General features: G+C 68.6%; 19 protein-coding genes. 10 read left to right on the top strand and 9 right to left on the bottom strand.

Annotated elements, in window-relative coordinates; all coding sequences use genetic code 11:
- The 5 genes from MHY30_RS11535 to MHY30_RS11515 form a co-directional block, all read left to right on the top strand.
- Positions 1-434: sugar nucleotidyltransferase (locus MHY30_RS11535; protein ID WP_275438359.1), on the top strand; the 434-nt coding region annotated here is incomplete at its 5' end.
- 19 nt (positions 435-453) lie between these two features.
- Positions 454-2,349, top strand: a complete 1,896-nt coding sequence (locus tag MHY30_RS11530) for a rhamnan synthesis F family protein (RefSeq protein WP_239277065.1) — start codon at positions 454-456, stop codon at positions 2,347-2,349.
- Positions 2,346-4,277 carry a rhamnan synthesis F family protein gene (locus tag MHY30_RS11525; RefSeq protein WP_239277064.1) on the top strand — a complete coding sequence of 644 codons (1,932 nt, stop codon included), beginning with the start codon at positions 2,346-2,348 and terminating at the stop codon, positions 4,275-4,277. Before MHY30_RS11530 ends, MHY30_RS11525 begins: the two co-directional genes overlap by 4 nt.
- A 42-nt stretch (positions 4,278-4,319) precedes the next feature.
- Complete coding sequence (locus MHY30_RS11520) at positions 4,320-5,240, top strand: ABC transporter permease (RefSeq protein WP_239277063.1); 921 nt, start codon at positions 4,320-4,322, stop codon at positions 5,238-5,240.
- Positions 5,241-5,245: 5 nt separating this feature from the next.
- On the top strand, positions 5,246-6,454 hold the full coding sequence (locus tag MHY30_RS11515; RefSeq protein WP_239277062.1) for an ABC transporter ATP-binding protein: 1,209 nt from the start codon (positions 5,246-5,248) through the stop codon (positions 6,452-6,454).
- A 15-nt stretch (positions 6,455-6,469) separates the two neighbouring features.
- Here MHY30_RS11515 and MHY30_RS11510 read toward each other — a convergent pair whose 3' ends face one another.
- Genes MHY30_RS11510 through MHY30_RS11470 form a run of 9 tightly spaced genes read right to left on the bottom strand, consistent with a single transcriptional unit; the run spans position 6,470 to position 18,438 of the window.
- Positions 6,470-8,683, bottom strand: a complete 2,214-nt coding sequence (locus tag MHY30_RS11510; protein WP_239277061.1) for a glycosyltransferase — start codon at positions 8,681-8,683, stop codon at positions 6,470-6,472.
- Positions 8,684-8,720: 37 nt separating this feature from the next.
- Complete coding sequence (locus MHY30_RS11505) at positions 8,721-9,665, bottom strand: UDP-glucuronic acid decarboxylase family protein (RefSeq protein ID WP_239277060.1); 945 nt, start codon at positions 9,663-9,665, stop codon at positions 8,721-8,723.
- A 41-nt stretch (positions 9,666-9,706) separates the two neighbouring features.
- Complete coding sequence (locus MHY30_RS11500; RefSeq protein WP_239277059.1) at positions 9,707-10,588, bottom strand: glycosyltransferase family 2 protein; 882 nt, start codon at positions 10,586-10,588, stop codon at positions 9,707-9,709.
- A gap of 37 nt (positions 10,589-10,625) precedes the next feature.
- Positions 10,626-11,705, bottom strand: a complete 1,080-nt coding sequence (locus MHY30_RS11495) for a glycosyltransferase family 1 protein (RefSeq protein WP_239277058.1) — start codon at positions 11,703-11,705, stop codon at positions 10,626-10,628.
- Between the two features lie 44 nt (positions 11,706-11,749).
- Positions 11,750-12,997, bottom strand: coding sequence for a lipopolysaccharide biosynthesis protein (locus MHY30_RS11490; protein WP_239277057.1), 1,248 nt, complete (start codon positions 12,995-12,997; stop codon positions 11,750-11,752).
- On the bottom strand, positions 12,994-14,124 hold the full coding sequence (locus tag MHY30_RS11485; protein ID WP_239277056.1) for a glycosyltransferase family 1 protein: 1,131 nt from the start codon (positions 14,122-14,124) through the stop codon (positions 12,994-12,996). Before MHY30_RS11485 ends, MHY30_RS11490 begins: the two co-directional genes overlap by 4 nt.
- Entirely contained in the window at positions 14,124-15,323 is a 1,200-nt protein-coding gene (locus MHY30_RS11480; RefSeq protein WP_239277055.1) for a glycosyltransferase family 2 protein, read from the bottom strand. Before MHY30_RS11480 ends, MHY30_RS11485 begins: the two co-directional genes overlap by 1 nt.
- Entirely contained in the window at positions 15,320-16,519 is a 1,200-nt protein-coding gene (locus tag MHY30_RS11475) for a glycosyltransferase family 4 protein (protein ID WP_239277054.1), read from the bottom strand. Before MHY30_RS11475 ends, MHY30_RS11480 begins: the two co-directional genes overlap by 4 nt.
- A 2-nt stretch (positions 16,520-16,521) precedes the next feature.
- Positions 16,522-18,438, bottom strand: coding sequence for a DUF6541 family protein (locus MHY30_RS11470; protein WP_239277053.1), 1,917 nt, complete (start codon positions 18,436-18,438; stop codon positions 16,522-16,524).
- A gap of 153 nt (positions 18,439-18,591) precedes the next feature.
- Here MHY30_RS11470 and glf point away from each other — a divergent pair, with 153 nt between their 5' ends.
- From glf to MHY30_RS11445, 5 genes are read left to right on the top strand one after another with little or no spacing between them, the layout of a single operon-like run.
- Positions 18,592-19,728: a UDP-galactopyranose mutase gene (glf, locus tag MHY30_RS11465; protein WP_239277052.1), complete on the top strand. Its 1,137-nt coding sequence runs from the start codon at positions 18,592-18,594 to the stop codon at positions 19,726-19,728.
- Entirely contained in the window at positions 19,725-21,776 is a 2,052-nt protein-coding gene (locus tag MHY30_RS11460) for an acyltransferase family protein (RefSeq protein ID WP_239277051.1), read from the top strand. The genes glf and MHY30_RS11460 overlap by 4 nt, the downstream gene beginning before the upstream one ends.
- A gap of 16 nt (positions 21,777-21,792) precedes the next feature.
- A complete protein-coding gene (locus MHY30_RS11455; protein ID WP_239277050.1) occupies positions 21,793-22,584 on the top strand; it encodes an ABC transporter permease in 792 nt (263 codons plus the stop codon).
- Positions 22,584-23,324, top strand: coding sequence for an ABC transporter ATP-binding protein (locus MHY30_RS11450; RefSeq protein ID WP_239277049.1), 741 nt, complete (start codon positions 22,584-22,586; stop codon positions 23,322-23,324). The genes MHY30_RS11455 and MHY30_RS11450 overlap by 1 nt, the downstream gene beginning before the upstream one ends.
- 58 nt (positions 23,325-23,382) lie before the next feature.
- Positions 23,383-24,408, top strand: coding sequence for a glycosyltransferase domain-containing protein (locus MHY30_RS11445; protein WP_239277048.1), 1,026 nt, complete (start codon positions 23,383-23,385; stop codon positions 24,406-24,408).
- Positions 24,409-24,411 lie beyond the last annotated feature (3 nt).

Genomic DNA, 24,411 nt, shown 5'->3' with positions numbered 1-24,411 from the left:
ACGCCGACGGTCGCGTCATCTCCCTCGAAGAGAAGCCCGAACACCCCAAGAGCTCTTTCGCCGTCCCGGGCCTGTACTTCTACGACAACGACGTGATCGACATCGCCCGCTCCCTGAAACCCTCCCCGCGCGGCGAACTGGAGATCACCGACGTCAACCGCACCTACCTCGAACAAGGTCGCCTCCGCGTCGAAATCCTCCCGCGTGGCACCGCGTGGCTGGACACCGGAACCTTCGACTCCCTCAGCGAAGCCACCGAATTCATCCGCACCGTCGAAAAACGGCAGGGCCTGTCCATCGGCTGCCCCGAAGAAGTCGCCTGGCGCATGGGCTTCCTCACCGACGACGAACTCCGCCAACGCGCCGAGCCTCTCGTCAAGAGCGGCTACGGAAGCTACCTCCTGAGCGCCCTCGAGCATGCCGCCGCACGCTGACGGACGGGAGGCGCCTCGCATGGACGTCGAGCAGCGGGCGGTCGTCTTCGGTGCTCGCGCCACAGGCCGTGTCGAGGAGACCACCGTGCTGGCGCTTCAGGCATTGCGCGGAATCGCAGCCGTGACGGTGGTCGTACACCCCGGCCCCGTCCCCGCTCCCGTTCGCGCAGCCCTCGAGGGGCTCGTCGACCACATCGTCGAGGCGCCCGGTGAGGAGTTCTCCTCGGAGTCGTACCTCCGCGGCTGGGAGAGCGTGCAACGGTCTGCCCCCGACGTGGCCGAGGTCGTGTTCACGGGGGACTCCTGGTTCGGTCCCGTGGCCGACCTCGAACCCCTGCTCGCACGAATGGCCTCTCCTGATGTCGACGTATGGGACATCGTCCCACCGCCCCCGGAGCGCGAGTCATTCCCGGATGAGGGCTTCCCGGTCCCTCTCGATCGCCCGTGGTTGTTCACTGCGGTGAGACGAACGCTGCTCGACAGTGTCTTCTGGGAGCGCTGGTGGCAGTCGGGTACCTCGCACGACCGCGAGCGCACCCTGGTAGAGATGGCGGTGGGTGCGGGCTTCCGGCACCGACGGGCATTCGATACGACAGGTCTCCATCCGCACGATCCCGCCCTCTTCGTTCCCGAGGACCTCCTCGAATTGGGCGTCCCTTTCGTTGATCGGGCCGTGTTCACCAGCTACCCGCCGTTCCTCGATCGGTACGCCATTCTCGGCAGCGAGATCGCCGACATGATGGCCGAGCGCGGCTACCCGCTGGACGCGCTGCGAGGAAGTCTTGCCACGTGCATGCCGCCCAAGGCGCTCAACACCAATCTCGGGCTGCTCTCGGTCCTGCCGGAAGAGGCGATCGACGGGGACGGCGGCTCGAGCCTCTCGCTGGCGGCCGTTGTTCACATCAGCGACCCCGACGAAGTGGACGAGATACTGCGGCGTCTGCAGTTCCTGCCGCGAGGAGCCTCGGTCTTCGTCACGACGACGGAGGGTGTCACCGCGGCCCGCCTGGAACGGGTGCTCGAGGCCTGGGCCGCGTCCACCGGCCACACCTACGAGCTGCGGGTGACTCCTCAGAGTCCGGGACGCGACATGGCGGATTTCTTCGTCGGATGCCGTGATGTCATCCAGTCCGACCGTTATGACCTGGTCTTCAAGCTTCACCTGCGGCGAGCTCCCTGGAAGACGATGAACCGTCTGCGCTACTTCCGGCGGTACCAGTTCGACAACCTGCTGAGCAGCCCAGGCTACGTGCGGAACATCCTCGGGTTGTTCGAGCATGAACCGAGGCTCGGGGTCGTCTTCCCGCCCATGATCCACATCGGCTACTCCACTATGGGTCGGGGGTGGGCGATGCTGCAGCGGCAGGCCGAGCGCTTGTGTGCGCAGCTCGGCATCCGAGTGCCCCTGGACATGATCTCCCCTCTGGGGCCCTATGGCGGGATGTGGGTCGGTCGCCCGGCAGCGTTCCGCTCCCTGACGGCGCATCGATGGACGTTCGCCGATTACGGTTGGCGGTCCGAGCGCCGGTTCGGGCACCTCGCCCACCTGCAGGAGCGCGTGATCAGCGCCGCCGCGGGGCAGATGGGCTACTACTGCCGGACCGTGCTGAACTTCGCCCACGCCGAGATCAGCTACACCGCGCTGGAGTTCAAGGTCGACCAACTGTTCTCGACCACCCGCGGGTGGCCGGTGGAACAGATCCGGTTTCTGCATCGTGCGGGCTACACGGGTTACGGCGGAACGGTCGCGCTCGTGCGGATGTACGTGCGAACGAACCATCCCGGGCTGGCGAACGCCATCCGCCCGGCATACCGCGCGGCCCTCCGTGCCCACCGCATCCTGTCGGCAGGGCGACGAGTCGCCCGGCGTTTCAGTCCGAAGCGAGACGAGAACGAGCGGGAGGCCGCCACGTGAAGACAGCAGAGCTGATCGGTGACTGGACGCGACCGGCGAACGTTTTCCCCGCTGACGGTCGACGTCTTCTCATCTACGTCGTCTTCGATCGGCGGGGGGAGGTCGGAGATTTCGTGGTCTACGCGTTGGAGCGCCTCCGCGAGTTCTGCGACGAGATCGTCGTCGTATCCAATGGACCTCTGGCGGAAACCGGCCGCGCCCGATTGGTCGATGTGGCCGACCAGGTGCTCGAGCGCCCCAACGAGGGGTACGACATTTGGGGCTACAAGCACGGACTCGACGCCGTTGGCGACCGCGTTTCGGAGTTCGATGAGCTGCTCCTGGTCAATGACACGTGGTTCGGGCCGATCCGGCCCTTCCGCCCCATCTTCGAGCGGATGGACGGACATGCACTCCACTTCTGGGGCATGACCGATCACCTCCGCGTGGAGCCTCACCCGTTCACACAGGAGCAGGAGTATCTGCCCTACCATCTCCAGTCGTACTGGGTGGCTGTCCGCCGTGAGATGTTCGAGTCTCCAGAATGGGCGGAATACTGGCGTGACCTCCCGCACATGAGCACGTACTCGGACGCGGTCACCAAGCACGAGGGCATTTTCACGCAGCATTTCACTACTCAGGGGTTCTCAGGCGAGGTCGCGTTCCCGACGCTCACCGACAAGATCGAGAATCACGCCGTCCTCTATGCCGAGCAGCTCATCGAGGCGGGGTGTCCGACGCTCAAACGCCGGCCGTTCTTCCAGTGGCCGCCATTCCTCGACCGGGTCGCGGTCGTCGGAAAGTGGACCCTCGAAGCGGTGGAACGGAGCGGCTATCCCGTCGAGATGATCTTCGAGGACCTCGCCCGCAACGTCGAGCCGCGCGTGCTCAACGCGGATGCTGCTTTGATGCGGGTTCTCTCGCCGACCGACGATGCGTACGACCCGTCCGCGCCGCTCCGTACGGCGGTGTTCGCGCATGTCTTCTACGTCGAGATGACTGACGAGATCCTCGACCGCGCCGGGTATCTGCCAGGAGATATCGACGTGTTCATCACGACGCCGGATGGCGACCGCGCCGGGCAGATCGAGCGGATCATCGCTGAGCGGGCGCACCGCGGCCGAACCGAAGTGCGTGTGGTCGCCTCGAACAACGGGCGCGACCAGGCCGCTTTCCTCATCGGATGCCGGGATGTCTTGCTGTCGGACGATTACGACCTCATCGTGAAGATCCACTCCAAGAAGACCCCCCAGGGGGGCGCGAACGTCGGCCGCCACTTCCGTCGCCACCAATTCGGAAATCTGCTCGCCGGTCCGCACGAGGCTGCAAACGTCGTGGCGCTGTTCCAGAAGCGCCCTGGGCTCGGCCTGGCGTTCCCTCCGACCGTGCATCTCGGGCATCCGACGATGGGACATGGATGGTGGGCCAACCGCCCCGGTGTCGAGAAGTTGTGTGCGGAGCTCGGCATCCGTGTTCCCCTCGACGAAGTCTCGCCCCTCGCTCCCTTCGGCTCGATGTTCTTCGCGCGACCGGAGGCGTTGCGGCTGCTGGTGGAACGGGAGTGGACCTACGAAGAGTTCGGCGGCGCTGAGGCGTACGTCGACGGTGGGCTCGCCCACGTCCTCGAGAGGATGCCGGTGTACGCCGCCGCGGAGCTGGGGTATCACTCCATCACCATTGCAACGCCCGACTACCTCTCGAAGAGCTACACGGCCTGGGACTACAACCTCGACCAGATGTCGGCCACGATGCCCGAAGACACTCAGCATCAGATCGATTTCCTGCGCCGGGCCGGATACATCGGGTGGGGGCGGTTCCGCGACTTCGTGGACGTGTGGGTGCGTCTTCATCGTCCGGAGATCGCCGACAGCGTCGAACGCCTGTTCGCGCGAACCGAAAGGGCAAGAGGTGCCGCCTGGCGTGTTCGACGGCGCCTGCGTCGCCGCTGAATGCAGGTGTCCCGCAGGAACCCGACAGTAGAATCAGTGCTCATGCCCAATCCATCATTTTCCGCGGAGAACGCGCGTTTCGCGCGGCTCGCGGCGATGCCGATGCGGTCCGTCGGCGTCACCCCCGGTTTGGGGTTCGCGTCGCTCTGGACGACGTTGCGCGACATCTTCGCCCGCCGAGAAATGCTCGACCTTCTGGTCAAGCGTGACATCAAGGCCCGCTACAAGGACTCGGCCCTCGGGTTCGTCTGGGCGCTGATTCGACCGCTCATCCTGCTCGCGATCTATTTCGTGGTTCTGGGTCAGTTCCTGGGGGCCGCGCGAGGCATCCCCGACTTCGCGATCTTCATCTTCACGGGGTTGACCGCGATGAGCCTGTTTCAGGAGATCGCCGTCGGAGGCACCGGATCGATCATCGCCAACGGCGGCGTCGTGAAGAAGGTTTACATGCCGCGCGAGATCTTCCCGCTCGCTGCCGCCGGCTCCGCGGTCTTCAACTTCGGCATCCAGCTAGCCGTTCTGCTCGTCGCGACCCTGATCGCCGGGAAGCCGCCGTTGCACTGGGAGATCGTGTATGCGCTGCCGTCTCTCGCCATCATCCTCGTCTACGGTGTCGCGTTCGCCCTGTTCTTCTCTGCTGTCAACGTCTACCTCCGTGACGTGCAGTACTTGGTCGAGGTGGTGACGATGCTGCTGCTGTGGCTCTCGCCCGTGCTGTACGCCTGGCAGATGGCAAGTCAGATCATCGCCAACCCGGTTCTGCTCGAGGTGTACACGAACAATCCGTTGACGCTGGCGGTGCTCGGATTCCAGCGCGCGTTCTGGGTCGCGGGGGACACGCTTGCTCAGCCGGCGCATCTCGTGCTCCGGATGGCGATCGCGCTGCTTATCGGGGTCGTGCTGCTCGTGCTCAGCCATCGAGTCTTCGTGCGTCTGCAGGGCAACTTCGCCCAGGAACTGTGAGCGTCATGTCCTTCGACACCACACCTGTAACCGCACGGCCCGAGGTCGTGATCCTCGAGGACGTCTCGAAGCGTTTCGTCGTGCGCAAGGACACGTCCATCAAGGAGCGCATCGTCACCCTCGGTCGCGCCGGGCGTCGACACCGTCAGAACTTCTGGGCGCTCAGCGACGTCAGCCTCGACATCCGAGCGGGAAACACGATCGGCCTCATCGGACACAACGGCTCCGGCAAGAGCACGTTGTTGAAGGTGATCGGCGGCATCATCCAACCGACGTCGGGCACGGTGCTCCAGCGCGGGCGGGTGGCGGCTCTCATCGAGCTCGGCGCCGGGTTCCACCCGGACCTCACGGGCCGTGAGAATGTCTACCTGAACGCGTCGGTGCTGGGTCTGAGCAGGGAGGAGACGCGAGCGAGCTTCGACGCGATCTTGGACTTCTCCGGGGTCGGCGACTTCATCGACACGCAAGTGAAGTTCTATTCGTCGGGGATGTTCGTGCGTCTGGCGTTCGCCATCGCTGTGCACACCGATCCCGACATCCTGCTCGTCGATGAGGTTCTGGCCGTCGGAGACGAGCAGTTCCAGCGCAAGTGCCTGGACAAGATCAAGGAGTTCCAGCGCCAGGGACGGACCATCATCATCGTCTCGCACGCACTCGATCAGATCGAAGAGCTCTGCGATCGCGTCATCCTCATGGACAAGGGTCGTGTCGCTTTCGACGGCCTTGCCGAGGCCGCCGTAGAACGGTTCCGGGAACTTCTCGAAGCGAGCTCGGGTGCGGTCTCCGCCCGCCCCGAGCAGGTTTCTCGGGCAGCCGAGATCGCGTCCGTCGACGTGCGTGCCGCCGACGGAAGCCGGTCCAACGACTTCCAGACCGGCGAGTCCTTCCGCGTCGCTGTCACCGTGCGCGCCGCGCGGGCGTTGGATACGTGGGCTCTCGGGTTCAGTATCGACACGGCGTCCGGCGCCCTTGCATTGGCCTCGAACACGAGCATGCTCGGCTCGTCCTTGCCGTCCTTGCGCGCCGGCCAGGAGCTGACGGTCGAGATCGACGTGGACGGCGCTCGGTTCAACCCCGGCAGCTACTGGGTGAACGCCAACCTGCACGGGATCAGTGAGTCGACGTCGCATGCGCTCATGCAGGGTGCCGAGTTCACGGTTCACGGACGCTCGGATTCGCTCGGATCGGTTCCCGCCGAAGTTCGTTTCCGCTGATCCTCTGTGAGCGGCTCAGCGTGACCGCAGTGCCGTGTCGAGCAACGTCCGGGCGCGCGCGTCGAATGAATGCTGATCGCGGACACGAGCGCCCGCGGCGGCCATCTCGCCCGTTCCCGGAAAGACGGCGTCCAGGTCCCCGGACAGCAGCTCGGTGAGTTCGGCGATCGTGCCGTAGGTGCGCACTGCGCCGCCGAAGAGCTCGTCGATCCCTTCGACACGGTCGCTGATGGCCCGGCCACCCGCGGCCACGACGTCGAAGAGACGGTTGCCGATGAAGCCACGTTCCTGCATCGCCGGCCAGTGGTCGTTCAGGACGACGGCGGCGCGCTCGTACAGCCCGGGCAGCTCGGCGTTGTCGACACCGGTGGCCGCGATGCGCTCGGCGGGGATCCACCCGCGCCAATCCGGTCCGATCACGGTGACCGGGATGCCGGCGCGGATGGGCTCCACGACAGACGGACGCAGGATGCCTCGTGCGGTGCCGACGAAGAGGATGTCGCTGCCGCGCGCGGCTCCGGATGGGTGGAACCGCGTGATGTCGGTGCACTGGAGCAGAGGAGCGATGGGAACTCCGAGCTCGAGTTCGGCCCTCCGCGCCCACGGAGCGGAGGCGGCGAAGACGGCGTCGAAACCGTCGACATCGTCGCGTCCGATCTGGTCGGGGTGGCTGATGATCCACAGCAGGGACACGCCGAACGGAGATGCAGCCAACGGCTCCGGACCCCGCAATGCCACAGTGACGTCATCGAGGTGACGGGTGCCGCGCTCGCGGGCGGCGTAGGCATCGATCACGACTTCCTGTCCCAGGCGGCGCAGGGCGTCGGCGAGGGCTCGCGCGAAGTGGGTGTCGCCCCACCCCTCGGCACGAGGACCCACGGGAATGGCCGTGCGCAGTGCCCAGCGGAGGATCGGGACACGCGAACCGTCGGGCAGAATCGTCTCGCGCGATGGACGACGCACGCGTGGCGCGGGACCTTCGTCCGCGCGCTCCCAGCCGGCGCGGCGCAGCAGGGCGTCTGAGTCGGTCGCGATCGTCGGCAGCTCCGCGGGTGGCGCGGCCGAACGGGTGCGGCTGAAAAGGTCGAGCGCGACTTCGGCCGTCGTCTGCGCCGACACCGCCGCTGCGGCATCCGGCCCCCTCAGCTCTCGGACGATGTCGTCTCTGCGCGCGGCGAAAGTGGACCCACCGAGCGCCGGGACCGACAGCGCTCCTCCGTGTTCGCGGAGCGGAGCGAGGTCCTCGACGGGGTGGCCGGCAAGGAAGCGTCCTTCCGAGGTGGCTCCGGCCGCGGCGATCGTGCCGTCGCCGTCGATCCACACGGGGGCGAGCATCATCCCTCGCTCCCCGCGCTCGACCCGTTCGGCGAGCAGCGCCGCATCGACGGCTGTGAGCGTCTGATTCGGCCCCCGCACGACCAGGATCTCCGCCCTCGACGTCCGGCGGAGTTCGTCGAGCGCCTTCGGCGCGTCGTCGTCACGGCGACGACTGACACGGATGCGATCCGTCGACGCCGCAGCGATCCGGGCCAGCGTCCAATCCTCGGCACGATCGTCGAGAACGGCGATCGCCGCCCCTTGGCCGGGCTCAGCCGCGAACGCGACGGCCTCGGCGATCGACTCGTCGAAGTCCCACTCGCCCGGGCCCAGGGCCACGAGCATTTCGCGCCGGAGCTCGACGCGACCGGCGGCGGCCGCCACCTCGCCGCCGACGCGCGCCCGGTGCGCGGCCTCGGCGATCACGCGGGACAACTCGTCCCACGGCGCGGCGCAGGGGGCGGCGTCGGGCCCGAATGGCAGCGATCTCTCCTCGCGTCGATGCCACGCGTGGGCGACGGGCCCACCGGGAACGTCCCAGGCATCCGGATGCCGCTCGCCGTAGGCCACGGCATCCCAGAGCGGGCTCACCTGAAGGCCCCGCGGGTCGGCGACGACGTACGCGTAGAGCGCCGGCACTCGCCAGGCTTCGGGCAGATGATCGCCCACGGCTGTATCGACGAACAGCGGATTCAGGCGGAATCCGCGCCGGTAGCCGCCGGACACGTACCGCCAGATCGCCACGTTCGCGGTGAGGCGGCGTCCGGTCTGAGCGCGCACGTAGTCGAGATCGACGATGTCGGCGCGAGCGATCGCGCGGGCCCACCAGAGCCTGTCCAGCCGCGCGACCAGAGGACGGACGGCCGGCTGATCGCGGGCCGATCGCCACAGGGAACGCGCGGTCTGAAGCATGGTGTCTCCGGCGGGTCGCCAGGTGTCCGGTGCCGTCTCAGGCGGTGGCGAGGACTCCGCGGAAGTACTCGATCGTGCGCTCCAGGCCCGGGCGCAGCGCGACCGTCGGCTCCCAGCCGAGCTCGCGGCGGGCGAGGTCGATGTTGGGCTGACGCTGCTTGGGGTCGTCCTGGGGCAGGGGGCGGTGCTCGATCTCGGAGGAGCTGCCCGTGATCTCCAGCACCGCGTTCGCCAGCTCGAGCATGGTGAACTCACCGGGGTTGCCGACGTTGACGGGACCGGTGACTTCGTGGTCCGTGTTCATCAAGCGCACCATGCCATCGACGAGGTCGTCGACGAAGCAGAACGAGCGGGTCTGCGAGCCGTCGCCGTAGATCGTGATGGGCTCGCCGCGCAGCGCCTGCACGATGAAGTTCGACACGACCCGGCCGTCGTTGGGGTGCATGCGCGGACCGTAGGTGTTGAAGATCCGGATGACCTTGATCGACAGGTCGTGTTGGCGGCGGTAGTCGAAGAACAGCGTCTCGGCGGCGCGCTTGCCCTCGTCGTAGCAGGAACGCGTGCCGATCGGGTTGACGTTGCCCCAGTAGTCCTCGGTCTGGGGGTGCACGGCGGGGTCGCCGTAGACCTCGGAGGTCGACGCCTGCAGGATGGGCACGCGCAGACGCTTGGCGAGGCCCAGCATGTTGATGGCACCCATGACGCTGGTCTTCGTGGTCTGCACCGGGTCGTGCTGGTAGTGCACGGGCGAGGCGGGGCAGGCGAGGTTGTAGATCTGGTCGACCTCGACGTAGAGGGGGAACGTCACGTCGTGGCGCAGAAGCTCGAAACGCGGGTTGCCGAACAGGTGCTCGACGTTGCGACGCGAACCGGTGAAGAAGTTGTCGACGCAGATGACCTCATGGCCCTCGTCGAGCAGACGCTCGGAAAGGTGGGACCCGATGAAGCCGGCACCGCCGGTGATCAGAACTCTCGAAGACACTTCCGTAGCCTACCAGCGGCACCTCCGCGGCCCTGCGGTGGTCAGCGCGTCGTCGACACCATGCGTGCCTGGCCGAAAGTGCGTCCGAGCGCGCCCTCGAGGCGACCGAGGAACATGGGCCAGCCGTCGGCGAGCGTGATCGGCTTGGGGTTGCGCACACCGTAGAGCAGGCCGGCCCCGGTGAAGGCGACGCGCCACCACAGCGGGTAGCCGTGGACCGCGAACGCGCGACCCGTGCCGCGCCCGTAGGCGCGGAGCTTCCGGCGACGCTCGGTGTCGGAGAGCCCGAATCCCGTGGAGATTCCGTCGACGTGAACGTCGGCGGGGAGCCACCGGAACTCGGTGAGCAAGCGCGGCTCGTGCGCCATCGCCCGCAGCAGCAGGTCGGTGCCTTCGGCCACCTGCCACGGTGTCGCCGATCCGGGACCGAGATTCTCGTCGAAACCGCCGACCGCGTCGAAGAGCGAACGCCGCATCAGGATGCCCATCTCGATGACCGCCCACACGTTGTACTTGTCGAGCGGGGTGCCCGGGGCGGGCAGCGTGGTCTTCGGGCCGCGCTCGTCCCATGACGTGAAGCCGCCCGCGAGGAACGCCGGGTCGTCCACCGCGGCGTGCAGGGCCTGGACCGTCCCGGCCGGATAGGTGGTGTTGTCGTTCGGGAACGTCACCACCGCCTCGCCCGGCGGCAGAGCGGCCACACCGGTGTTGCGTCCGAGGGAGGCTCCGCGACCCGAGGTGGTCGCGGTCACGGGGACACCGCGGCCGGAGAACTCGGCCGCGAGGGCGGCGACATCGTCCTGCGCCCCTTGTGCGACGAGGACGACGTGATCGCCGTCCCGCAGCTGGCCCTCGAGCGAGGCCAGGAGAGCGCGGAGGGGGTCGAGGCGCCCCAGGGTCGTCACGACGAAGCCGATGTTCACCCCTCGATTGTGCCCCGGCGGCGCCCCCGCGGCGGAATCAGCTCGCCGGATGGGCCGTTCCGCCCAGACGGGCGTCGATGAGGGCGTTCCACCGCTCGGCCGTCCGAGCCCACGTGAACTCCTCCGCGTTCGCGATGCTGCGGCGGGAGAGGTCCGCCCGAAGCTCGGAGTCGCGAGCGAGCTCGGTCATCAGCGTCGCCAGGGCCGTGGCATCCGTCGCCGGAAAGTACCGCGCCGAGTCGCCGAGGATCTCGCGGTTGATCGGGATGTCGGATGCCAGGACCGGTGTGCCCAGCCGCTGCGCCTCCAGCGGAGGGAGGCCGAAGCCCTCGTGCAGCGACGGCCAGACGAACGCCGACGCGGTCACGAAAGCCTCGGCGAGCTCCTCGTCGCTGACCCGGCCGCGCCAACGCAGACGGTCCGGCGCGATGTCTTTGCTCTCGGCGTAGGGCAGGAGCTCGGGGTCGAGGTCTCCGACGTAGTGCACCTCGAGGTCGACGTCGGAGGGGACGAGCGCGAGCGCATCTATCACCGCGCGGGCGTTCTTGGCGGTGCCGTGGCGACCGAACGTCACGAACGTGGCGCGCTCGGCCGCCGCGGGCTCCGGCGCAGGGGCGGGAAGGGTGTCGGCGCCCAGGTGGACGACATCGATGGTCCGGGGCTCCACACCGAACTGCGCGGCGATCTCGCCCCGTGAGGCCCGGCTCACTGTCGCGATCCCCTGGCCCCGTCTACGCATCCCCAGTCGCACCGCCAGCTTCCACTGCACGCGGAACAGGAAGCTGAAGTCCTGCGGCCGCAGCGCAGGGGCGATGTCGTGCACCACCGTGATCTGGTTCCGATAGGTCATCGGGGCGATGTTGGCGAGGTTCAGCAGCAGGGGGCTCCCGTGGCGCCGCAGCCATCGGGGGAGATCGACCTGCTCCCAGAGCGCTCCTTTCGCGCTCCCGACGACCTCGAACGGCACACCCTCGGGGACCCGGTCCACGGCGGCGGCCGGGATGAGCAGCACGACGTCCGACCGTCTCTGCGCCAGCTGCCGCGTCAGCTCCACACCGACGCGCAGGACGCCGCCGAACGCATCGAGCAGGAACCGCCCGTTGATCGCGACCTTCATGGTGTCGTCCTTCCTGGACGTCGTGGGCCGAGCGCTGCGGGCGGTCACGACGGAACCTCGGTCGGGGCATGTCGCAGATCGCGCAGCACGCGGAAGCACCGGCGCGTCAGCAACAGCGTCGCCGCGCCCTCGGTGAAGGCATACCCCAGGGCTGCTCCCACCGGTCCCCAGGCGATGCCGAGGCCGATCATGAGCGGAATACCGAGGGCCGTGGCGATGAGGGTGGCGCGCATCACGGCGCCGGCCTGCCCCGCCGGGAAGAGAATGAGTCGGGCGACGGCGGTGCGCACCGAGAAGAAGAAGAACACCAGACCCATCACGAGCAGGATGTCGAAGGGCGCTCCGGCGGCCGCTCCGAGATACGCGCTCGTGAGCCACGGGCCGACGAGGGCGAGACCGGCCCAGCCGAGCAGCCCCGTCCCGGCGGCGAGGAGCAGCGCGATGCCCATGCGGCGTCCGCGGTGCGCGCCGTGCGCTTCGCCGATCCAACTCTGCAGCGCGTTGGCGAGCGTCATAGGGATGAACTGCCCGAGCTTGAGCATCTTGTCGGCCGTGGCGTAGCCGGCGGCGGCGGAGGCGGGCGCGGTGACGGTGACCACCGGTGCCGGCACGCTGGAGTATCCGCTCAGCCCGGCGTCGTTCAAGGCGACGGGCAGCGTGCTCCGCAGCAGGCGGGGGAGATCGCGTCGTCCCGGCCAGGGCCCGGGATGCCGCCGCAGCAGGCGGCCCGTGAAGATCGCGGTGCCGACGAGGGTCACGGCGATCCCCGCCAGCGGGTAGAGCACGACGACCCCGGTGACGAGCACCAGTCCGGCGGCGGCGACGTTGGCGATCAGTCGCGGCACCGCGTCGAAGATCACGATCGTACGAGGGTCGCCGACCCCGGCGCTGAACCACGTGAACGACAGGGCGATCAGCGCGCCCTGAGCCCCCATGAGGATGGTCAGCCACTCCGCGCCGGGGGCCGCGATGAACCAGCAGATCACGCCCAGGGCGGGGAGGGCGACGACGGCGATCAGCAGACGCACGACGATCGACTCGCGGTAGAGGCGGGCGCGTTCGTCGTCGTCCGCGGCGATGGAGATGAGCGCGGGGCCGATCGTCGCCCACCCCCATCCGATCGCGATCGCCGCGAACGTGCCGATGGACTCCCCGGCGATGGCGCTCGCCCACCCGGCGTCGCCGGCGATGCGCACCACGACGGGCAGCGCGACGATGGGGGAGAGCGCCGCGATCGCGGGCAGCAGCATGAAGCCGAGAAGACGTCGCCGCAGCGACGGAGCGGCGTTCATCGCCGCCGCCCGAACGCCAGCGTGCGATCGAGCTCCGCCGCGGTCGCTTCGGCCGCGTCGTCCCAGGTGAAGCGAGACGCCCACGCGCGCGCCGCCTCACGGGCGGCGGCATCCGGCGGGCTCGTCAACGCGGCGGCGATCGCGGCGCCGAACGCAGTGGCATCCGTCGCATCGGCGTAGCGAGCGGCGTCGCCGCCCACTTCCCGCAGCACCGGCACATCGTTCGCCAGCACCGGCACCGAGCGACGCAGCGCATCGACGACGGGGAGGCCGAAGCCCTCGACCAGAGACGGGCACACGTAGAGGTCGGCGGCCTGGAACAGCGCTTCCAGCTGCGCGTCGCTGACCCACCCGGGCAGGATCACATCGCCCTCGAGCCCCCGGCGCACGACGTCGTCCGCGAGCGGGTCGGGCAGCCGGCTACCGGCGATCACGGTCACCGGGCGCGAGGCGGGAGGGAGGGATGCCAGCGCCGCCAGCAGTCCGGAGAAGTTCTTGTGCGGCATCCGGTTGCCGACGCTGAGAACCACCGGGCGCCCCGGGGGGAGGGCGAGGGGCTCGAGGAGCGCTGCGGAGTCGTCGACGGGGCGAGGATCGGCGCTGCCGTTGTGGACGACGGCGATGCGATCCTCGTCGACGCCGAGGTTGCGCCGGATGCTGTCCGCCGCCGCATGCGAGACGGTCAGGACGCGGTCCGCGGTCTGCGCCGAGCGGCGCATCAGCCACGAGGTGACGCCGCGCTGGGCGCGTTGGGCGAGACCGCCCGGCACCTCGTCGTAGATCGCGTCGTGGACCGTGACCACGCGGGGGACACCGCGGAACACCGGTCCGAAGTTCGCCGGTGCCCACACGAGATCCGCGCCCTCGCGGCGTGCGATCAGCTCCGTGCCCGCCACCGCCCCCAGCGCCCACGTCGCCGGATCGGCTCCGACGACGCGCAGGGTCCGCACGCGCCCGGGGAAGAACGTCTCCACCCGCTCCGTCCCGGCGCGTCCCGTGAGCGCGGCGAAGCGCACCTCGGGCAGCAGAACCGCCAGGCGCGGGAGGAGCTCGCGAACGTACGTCTCGGTGCCTCCCCGCGAACCGGTGAACCCGAGAAGGTCGACGAGAATCCGGCGGGCGGCCATCAGCTCTCGATGACGGCTTCGGGGCGCTGCTCGCGCCGCGGCGTGGTGAGCACGCCGGAGAAGAAGCTCATCATCACGGTCTGGAAGCCGAGGATGATCAGCAGCGCGCTGGGAACAGCGATACGCACCGCCTGCGCCGCGTTCTGCTCGCCGAAATCGAGGCTGCCCCACAGGATCACCTGCACGATGCCGATGATCACGCCCAGTAGGAACAGGCCCAGGCCGATCAGCAGTCCCCGTTCCGCCGACCACTTCGCCACGATGCGTCGGTATCTCTCGCTGGTCGGGAGGAAGCCCTCCTGCGTGGCGTACAGCTTGGTCAGCCAGAAGAAGAGGAGGGATTGGAAACCGATGACGCTCAGCGCGCTCGCGTAGACCATCGTGGTGACGTCGAATCCGACGCCGCCGATGTTGACGCCTCCGAACGACAGGACACCGACCGCGAGGGCACCCAAGAAGAACGCCACGAGGCCGGGGTAGACGAAGAGCCAGCGGGGCGCGAAGAGCAGCAGGAAGCGCAAGTGCCGCCATCCGTCGTGCCAGCTGCGCAGGTGCGGCGGGCGGGAGCGCCCGTCCTTCTTCAGGGTCGTGGGCACCTCTTCGATGCGGTAGCGAGCGAGCGAAGCGCGCACGACCATCTCGGACGCGAATTCCATGCCCGTCGTCTGCAGGTCGAGGTCGCGGATACGCGCGCGGTTGAATCCCCGCAGACCGCAGTGGAAGTCACGGATGCCGGGCCGGAAGAACAGCTCGCCGATGAACGACAGCACCGGGTTTCCCAGGTACTTGTGCAGCGGGGGCATCGCACCCGGGGCGATGCCGCCACGGAAGCGATTGCCCATGACGAGGTCGGCGCCGGCGCGCAGGCGTTCGACGAAGGGCTCGAGGTTCTCGAAGTCGTAGCTGTCGTCCGCGTCACCCATGATGATGTACCGGCCGCGGGCGTTCTCGATGCCGTTGATGAGGGCCGCGCCGTAGCCGCGCCGCGGGGCGTTCGATACCCGGGCGCCCCAGCGCTCGGCGATCGCCTGCGAACCGTCGGTGCTGCCGTTGTCGGAGATGAGCACTTCGCCGCGGATGCCGCTGCGGTCGAGGAACCCCTGCGCCTTGCGGATGCAGACTTCGAGCGTCTCCGCCTCGTTCAGGCAGGGCATCAGGATCGTCAGTTCGACGGCGTCGTTCGGGGCGGGAGAGGTCACGGCGTGTCTTCTTTCATGGTCCGCGGGGCGGAGGGGGTCGGCAGCTTCAGCGCCGACAGGATCCCCTCCACGGTGCGTCGGATGGTGCGTGTGCCCACGGCGACGTCGTACCAGGCGCGCGCGGAGCGGCGCAGGTCGTCGCCGCCGTCGGCGACGACCCGGATGGCCCGGGCGAGGTCGGCGGGGGAGGTAGTCGGGGCGACGACGCCGTTCACGCCGGCGTCGATGAGTTCTGTCGCGGCGTTGCCCTCGTCGGCGACGAGCACGACGGGGGTTCCGTGCGCGTTGGCCTCCACCACGACGAGACCGTAGCCCTCGCGGCGAGACGGATTGATCAGCGCGAGGGCTCCGTGCATGAGGGCGTCGAGTTCGGAGTCGTCGACGAAGCCCGGGAAGTCGGTCCAGGTCGCGCCGCCCACGCGCTCCACCTCACCGCGAATGGTCGCGGTGCTCGGGCCGGACCCGAGGACGACCAGGCGCAGGTCCGGGATCGACGTACGGGCTTCGGCCACGGCGGCGGGGAGGCTCTCCACACGCTTGTCGGGGATGTGTCGTCCGGCGTACAGAACGTACGGGGGACGGGATGCCGACACGGTCGGTGCAGCCTCGACGGCGCTGTCGATCAGCCCGGGGCTCACCAGCGGCTCGCCGCGCAGACCTTCGCGGCGCAGCCGCGTCGCACTGAGCTGCGAGTGACAGGTGGCCAGGGGGGTCACCGCGATCGCGGCGCGCTGAAGGAGCCAGGCGATGGTGCCGGTCACCACGCCGGAGTACTCGACCCACTGGCGCCGGTGCCAGACCTCGAGGTAGTCCACGACGATCCGCGTCCGCGAACCCAGGAGGGCGAGGCGGGCGGCGAACACGTTGAAGATCGGAAGCCCGGAGACGATCACCGCGTCGTACGCCCGACGTCGGCGGAGGAGAGCGCCGAACAGTCCCGCGGCGTACCGCAGAGCGGCCGGGATCCGCCGCACGCCGTCGACGGAGTACAGCGACAGGCGACCGCAGACGGGGATGACGCGGAACCTGTCCTCGCCCGGCACCGCGCCGTCCCACTGCACAGCCGTGAGGTAGTCGACGTCGAGACCCGCGGCGCCCAGCTCGTCGGCGAACGCGCGATACTGCCGTTCCCCACCCCCGGTGGAGTAGGGGAACAGGCAGTCGTAGGCGACCGCGACGGTCGCTCGGCGCGCCATCGTCAGCACCCCTCGATGCGGAAGAGGCGGGCGTCGGTGCCCTGCGAGTCCACGAGTACCAGGTGCGGCCCGGGAACGAGGTTCTGAATGCCGTCGTAGGCGACCGCGCCCGCAGGGTCCATCACGTCCTGACGGCCGAAGTCGAGAACATAGTCGACTCCCAGAGCATCGACGTTCCGGCAGACGACGGGGTCGCTGTCGATATCGCGAAGGTGCGTGTTGAGGTACAGCAGCTCCGGCGATGGCGAGCCGAAGATGTGCTTCTGCGTCACGTCTCGGTCAGCGATCGCCAGGGCCAGGGACGCTCCCGTTCGCGGGCTGCCGGCGATGAGCGCGCCTTCGGGCACCTCCTCGTCGAGCCGCTCGAGCAGCGCGTACTCGTCGGACGAAAGGATGAGCGAAGCGTCGGTGTAGGCGTACGCCTCCCGCACCTGCGCGAGCGCAATACGCACGTTCGGGCCGACGGCCGCCGTGGACACCAGGGCGATTCCGGCGACGGTCGCGACGACTCCGAGCCAGCGCGGCGCCCGCCGCGCCCGAGCCCACGTTCGGATCAGATCGACGACGGCAACCGCCCCCAGGGTGGCGACCGGAATGGCGACAAGCGGCAGCAGAGCAGCCAGACGATTGGAGTCGTTGTACCAGGGGTTCGTCAGCCATTCGCGCAGCGGATGGTCGATGCGGAGCCCCGACGACACGGCGAAGAGAACGACGGCCGCGAGGAAGGGGGCGAGGACCGGCAACGACCGCGGGCGTCGGGCGACGGCGATGAACCCCGCCACGAGGAGCACCGCGACGACCACCGTCGGTGTGAAGCCGCGCGGCGCGGCGAACAGGCCCTCACCAAGCGCTTGCGACAGCTGCTGCCAGGGGAGCCACGCGGAGTGTTCTGCACCGGTGCGGAACACCCTCAGAGTGCCCGCGATGGCCGCGCCGAAACAGACGACGGCGATGGAGAGAGCGATGACGGAGGCACGGGACCGATCCGCGATGGCGCGCAAAGCAAGCGTGCTCACCACGAACGCGGCCGCGAAGATCAGCAGGCTGAGGAAGGCGTTCGGATGGCCGAGGAACGTGCCGCCGGCGAGCAGGGCGACCAGCAGGGACGACCGTACGAGGGCGGGGCTTCCGCTCTCGCGGAGCATCGTGACCACCACGGCCAGCGCCGCGGGCACCATGGCGTAGCCCACGAGGTTCGGGTACAGCACGCCCCAGTTGAAGAAGAGTGCCGGGAAGGCCCCGAACCCCGTCGACAGCGCGGCCGAGACGACATAGGCCGTACGCCGCTCCACGAAGAACGCGCCGGCGAGCGCCATCGTAGACGCCGGCCACAGGATCGACACGATGGCGAGATTCGCGCCGTTGACGGCGACCGGCACCGTGGCGCCGGTCAGCTCGGCACCGAGAGTCGTCAGCGCGTGCCAGGCGTTCGGATAGAAGCCGATATCGGACGTCGATCCGATCTGGAACGGCGAGGAACTGCCGTTGCGCAGAGCGAGGGCGATGGCGTTCAAGTGGACGATGTTGTCGAACCGCTGCGCGATGTTCTCGGGCGATCCGAAGGCGCGCGCGAACATCACGGCGCTCGCGAGGGCCGTGGCGGCGAGCGACGCGAGGGCGACCAGCCCTGTCCCGCGCGCGGGGGGTGCGCCGTCGACACCGGCATAGCGGCGCAGCACCAGCGCGATGCCCACGACGACGAGGGTCATGAGCGCGAGGGGGAGGAGATTCCACCGCAGGCCCACGAGGGGGGCGAGCGACGCCGCCGCTGCGGCCACCGTCACCGAGATCGCCGGGGCGAGAAGCAGACGCTGTGGGCTGCGGAACCCCCAGCCCGCGACCACGACGGCGGCCCCGGGCACGATCAGGGCTACGGCGACGACGAGGTACGACGGAATCACGCTGATCCAGTCACCCATGCAGTTCCGTCCCCGTCCGCGGCCTTTTCGACACGCCATGCTAACGGACCGCACCTTGTCCGCCCCTGAGGGCCGCGGTGGGGCGCCGCGTAGACTGGTCGGGCGCGGGGCCTGACCCTGCGCGTCCGTCGACACGAAAGCCGTTTGTACTCCATGGATCTTCTCATCGTCGGCTCGGGCTTCTTCGGTCTCACGATCGCGGAGCGCGCGGCTGCGTCGGGCCGGAAGGTGACCGTCATCGATCGGCGGCATCACATCGGCGGGAACGCGTATTCCGAGGCCGAGGCGGAGACGGGGATCGAGGTGCACCGGTACGGTGCTCACCTCTTCCACACGTCGAACCCGTCGGTGTGGGAGTACGTGAACCGGTTCACGGAGTTCACGTCGTACGTGCACCGGGTCTATACGACTCACAAGGGTGTGGTGTACCCGTTGCCGATCAATCTCGGCACGATCAATCAGTTCTTCCAGGCGGCGTACACGCCCGATCAGGCGCGTGCGTTGGTGCAGGAGTTGGCGGGGGAGTTCGATGCGAAGGATGCCGCCAACCTCGAAGAGCGCGCGATCGGTCTGATCGGGCGGCCGCTGTATGAGGCGTTCATCCGTGATTACACCGCGAAGCAGTGGCAGACCGATCCGAAGGATCTGCCGGCCGAGGTGATCTCGCGTCTGCCCGTGCGGTACACGTATGACAACCGTTACTTCAACGACACGTGGGAGGGTCTCCCGGTCGATGGGTACACGGCGTGGCTGGAGCGGATGGCTGACCACCCGAACATCGAGGTGAAGCTGTCCACCGATTACTTCGACGACGCGCAGCCGCTCAACAAGAAGGCGACGGTCGGGCAGGTTCCCGTCGTGTACACCGGGCCGGTCGATCGGTACTTCGACTACGCCGAGGGCGAGCTGTCGTGGCGCACGCTCGATTTCGAGCAGGAGGTGCTGCCTATCGGCGACTTCCAGGGCACGAGCGTGATGAACTACGCCGACGCGGATGTGCCGTACACGCGCATCCACGAGTTCAAGCACTTCCATCCCGAGCGCGCCGACCGGTACCCGACGGATAAGACCGTGGTGGTGCGGGAGTACTCGCGGTTCGCGACCCGCGAGGACGAGCCGTACTACCCGGTCAACACGGCCGATGACCGTTCGGGTCTGCTGGCGTACCGGGATCTCGCCAAGGGGGAGAAGGACGTGTTCTTCGGCGGACGCCTGGGCACGTACCAGTACCTCGACATGCACATGGCCATCGGCTCCGCCCTGTCCATGTGGAACAACCAGCTGGCGTGAGAGTCGCCGCCCGCTCCTCTCGCGCCGGGCTGGCACCGACCGGACGGGTGGATGCGGCCCGCTGGGAGTACCGAGCCGACATCGACGGGCTCCGCGCCGTCGCGGTCTTGCTCGTCGTCACATACCACGTCTGGATCGGGCGGGTCTCGGGCGGTGTCGATGTCTTCCTCATGCTGAGCGCGTTCTTCCTGACGCGCGGCTTCGTACGGCGCATGGACGGGTCCGCACCCGTGCGACCCGGGCGCCATCTTCTCGGCATCTTCCGTCGGCTTCTCCCCGCGGCGGCGGTGACGCTCGTCGGCGTCCTGGCCCTCGTTCGCACGGTGTACCCGCCCACAGTGTGGGCATCGGTCTGGGAGCAGACCTGGGCATCGCTGTTCTACGTGCAGAACCGCCTCCTGGCCGCGGATGCCGTGGACTATTACGCCCGCGCCGAGACACCCAGCCCCCTGCAGCACTTCTGGTCGCTGTCGGTGCAGGGGCAGGCATTCCTGCTGTGGGTGGTAATCCTCGCGGTCTGCCAGCTGATCGTGCGACGCCGGGGACTCGCTCCCGATCGCGTCGTGGGGGTCGCCTTCGGTGCTGTCTTCGTGGTGTCGTTGGCCTACTCCGTCGTCGTCACCGCGGCCGATCAGCAGGCGGCCTACTTCAGCACCGGTGCGCGACTGTGGGAGTTCGCCGCGGGCTCGTTGCTCGTCGTCCTCCTGCCGCACGTGCGCCTGGGCGAGCGGCTGCGTGCCGTCGTGGGCTGGCTGGGCCTCGGCGGGCTTCTCGTCCTCGGCCTCGTCGTCGACGTCCAGGGCGGATTCCCCGGCTTCCCGGCACTGTGGCCGGTACTGTGCGCCGCCGCGGTGGTCGTTTCGGGGTCGGGCGAGCGCCCGGTCGGACCGACGCGGCTGCTGGCATCCCGTCTTCTGGGTTCTCTCGGCCGCGACGCTTACGCCCTGTATCTCGTGCACTGGCCGCTGCTGATCACCTTGCTGGTGGTGACGGGGCGGTCCGAAGCGGGTCTCGTGGGCGGCGCCCTGGTGGTCGCCGCGTCGCTGGTCGCCGCGCGCGGCCTGACCACCCTGGTGGACGCCCCCGTGCGGGCGTGGCGGCGTCGTGACGCGTCGTCCCTCGTGCCGGTCGCGGTGATGGTGGTGTCGACGGCGGTGGTGGTCACCCCTCTCGCCGCCTGGCAGGTGTCCGCGGCCGTGGAGGAACGCGCGATCCAGGCCCGCGCGTTGCGGGATAATCCCGGCGCCGAGGTGCTCCGCGACCCGACCCTGCCCGAGCCCCCGGCCGAGGCCGCGCTCGTTCCGCTCCCGACGATGCTCGAGGAGGAGTGGATGCACCTCGACCAGGAGTGCTCGGGCGGCAGGGCGGTCGAGACGGAGATCCTGCACGGCACGTGCTCCGAGACACGCGGTACCGCCCGCGCGCAGGAGACGCTCGTGGTCATCGGCGATTCGCACGCTCAGCAGATGACGGCCGCGCTCGCCCCGGTCGCCGCGCAACGCGGCTGGGGCGTGGTGTTCCTCATCAAGGGGGGATGCTCGATGGGGCTGGACGATCCGGGCCTCGACCCGGACTCGTGTCCGCACTGGCGGGAAGAGGCCATCGCCCACGTCGAGCGCATCGCCCCCGCGGCGGTCATGACGGTCGTGACCCGCTCGGATGCCGGCGACGCCGACGAAGAGCTGCGACCCGGTGTCGACCGGTTCGTCGACCGCATGCAGTCCGCGGGCATCGACGTGATCGGTGTACGCGACAACCCGCGCTTCTCCTTCGACATGTACGCGTGCGTCGTCGAGGCCGAAGACGCTCTGGACTGCGCCGTGCCGCGTTCCGGATCGCTCGCCGACGCCGATCCCTCCAGAGCGCTGGCCGGACCCGGCATCCACCTCGTCGACCTGACCCCCTGGATCTGCCCGGATGACTTCTGCCCCGGGGTCATCGGGAACGTCGCGGTGTACCACGATGACAACCATCTCTCGCGCACGTACGCGACCACCCTCGCTCCGACGCTCGCCGAGCAGCTTCCGCCCAGGCTCGGCCGAGGGTGAGGCGTAGGATTCTCCGGTGACCCCCGCCACCGTCGGCGCCCCCGGATCGGCGCGGCGCTCCCTCCACTCGCTGTGGCTGCTGTCGTCGCGCGACCTGCGCGTGCGCTACTCCACGAGTGCCCTGGGGTATCTGTGGTCGGTGCTCGACCCGCTCGTGATGAGCGGCATCTACTGGTTCATCTTCACGCAGGTCTTCCAGCGCTCCGTCGGCGAGGACCCGTACATCGTGTTCCTCATCACGGCGCTGCTGCCGTGGGTGTGGTTCAACTCGGCGGTGACCGACTTCACGAAAGCGTTCAAGAAGGACGCGCGCCTGGTGCGCTCGACCTCGATCCCGCGCAGCATCTGGGTGACGCGCATCGTCCTGAGCAAAGGCATCGAGTTCCTCTTCTCGATCCCGGTGCTCATCCTGTTCGCCGTGTTCGCAGGCGCGCAGGTGTCGTGGGGGGTGCTGCTGTTCCCGGTCGCGGTGCTCCTCCAGAGCGTTCTCCTGGTCGGCCTCGGGCTCATCGTCGCGCCGCTGTGCGTGATGTTCGGCGACCTCGAGCGCACGACGCGGCTCATCCTGCGGGCCCTGTTCTACGCGTCGCCGATCATCTACGGCGTGGGCAATCTGCCCGGGGTCTTCGCCGACCTGGCCGCGTTCAATCCGCTCGCGGGCATCTTCACCCTGTACCGCGTCGGCTTCTTCCCCGACCAGTGGGACGCGATGACGGTCTCCATCGGGGCGGTGCTGAGCGTCGGCATCCTGGGTGTGGGGTTGTGGCTGTTCCCGCGGCTCGAGCGTCCCGTGCTGAAGGAGCTGTGATGGAGCGCCCCGCGATCGAGGTGACCGACCTCGGCGTCCGTTTCCGACGGAACCGCCGGGGAGGTCGCTCGTTCAAGGACCTGTTCGGCGGAGCGGCCCGCCGCACCCGCCCGGACGAGTTCTGGGCGCTGCGGCACGTGTCGTTCTCGGTGCGTCCGGGCGAGGCGATCGGCGTCGTGGGGCGCAACGGTCAGGGCAAGTCGACGCTTCTCAAGCTCGTCGCGGGTGTTCTGCTACCCGATGAGGGCGGGGTCCGGGTCCACGGCGGTGTCGCGCCGCTCATCGAGATCACTGGAGGGTTCGTCGGCGACCTCACGGTCCGTGAGAACGTGCGCCTCACTGCGGGACTGCACGGGATGCCGCGCGCCGAGGTCTCGCGACGATTCGACGAGATGATCGCCTTCGCCGAGATCGGTGATTTCGTCGACACCCCGTACAAGCACCTCTCCAACGGCATGAAGGTGCGCCTCGCGTTCTCGGTCGTCTCGCAGCTGGACGAACCGATCCTTCTCGTCGACGAGGTGCTCGCCGTGGGGGACCGCGCGTTCCGGGAGAAGTGCTATCGCCGCATCGACGAGCTGCTCGCCGACGGGCGCACGCTGTTCTTCGTCAGCCACAACGAGAAGGACCTGCGGCGGTTCTGCTCGCGGGGCCTGTACCTGGACGGCGGCGCGCTGAAGCTCGATGCTCCGATCGCGGACGTGCTCGACCTCTACAACGCCGACTACGCGACCGGCTGAGCATCGGATAACCCCCAGTCCGCACTTTGTTCACCCGGTATTCCGATACCGTGGCGGGATGGCACCCGACCCCGCCCGAGCCGAGAACCGCCCGTCCGACGCTCCGCGGATCTGCGTCTACACCGCGATCTTCGGGCAGTACGACGCACTGCTGGACCAACCCGTCTCGGCGCGCAGCGACGCGCGCTTCATCTGCTTCACGGACGATCCGGAGCTGACCAGCGACAGCTGGGAGGTCCGCCTCGTCGAACCCCGGTTCGCCGCGGACCCCGTCCGCAGCGCCCGGCTTCACAAGATCCTGGGCCCCCAGGCGGATGTCCCCTTCGACGTCAGCGTGTACATCGACGCCTCCGTCCGATTGCGAGAGACTCCCGAGGTTCTCGTCGCGGAGTGGCTCCCCGACGGGGTCGATCTCGCGCTTCCTCTGCACAGCTACCGCGATCATCTGATCGATGAGTTCGACGAGGTCATCCGACTGAACTACGACGATCGCGCCCGTGTGTACGAGCAACTCGCGGATTACGCCGAGAGGTCTCCGGACGTGCTGTCCGCGCGTCCGCACTGGACGGCCATCCTCCTCCGGCGGCGCACCGATGCGGTTTCGCGCGCGATGCGGGTGTGGGCCGATCATGTCCTGCGTTACTCTCGGCGCGATCAGCTGTCTGTCATGGTCGCGCTCGACGACACCGTGAACTACCGCGGGATTGACATCGACAATTTCTCGTCGCGCTTCCACGAGTGGCCCGTCACCGACAAGCGTCGGATCGCACAGGGGAAGGCTCCCTATGTGCCCGCGGGTCCCATCCTCGCTGAGCTCCAACGGGCGCGCCGACGCGTGTCCGAGCTCGAAGGCGAGGTCCACGCGCTGCAACCCGATCGTCTGCGGGAATTCGAGGAGACGGTCGCGAGCCTCAAGCTGCAGATCGAACAGGGGTACCAGGAGAGGGTGCGCCTCGAGCAGCGACTGGACGCCAAGACACGCGAGGCGGTGCTGGCTTCCGAGCGGGTGCGTCATCTCGAGGCGCACGAGGGACGCGTCAGCCGACTCGCTCGACGTTTCGGCGTGCGGAGTGTCGACGGCTGAGGT

Origin of the sequence: Microbacterium sp. ACRRU (genome assembly GCF_022346945.1) — a bacterium.
Taxonomy (GTDB): domain Bacteria; phylum Actinomycetota; class Actinomycetes; order Actinomycetales; family Microbacteriaceae; genus Microbacterium; species Microbacterium mcarthurae.
The sequence above is the reverse complement of the archived record's forward strand: the minus strand, read 5'-3'. Positions and strand labels throughout refer to the sequence as shown.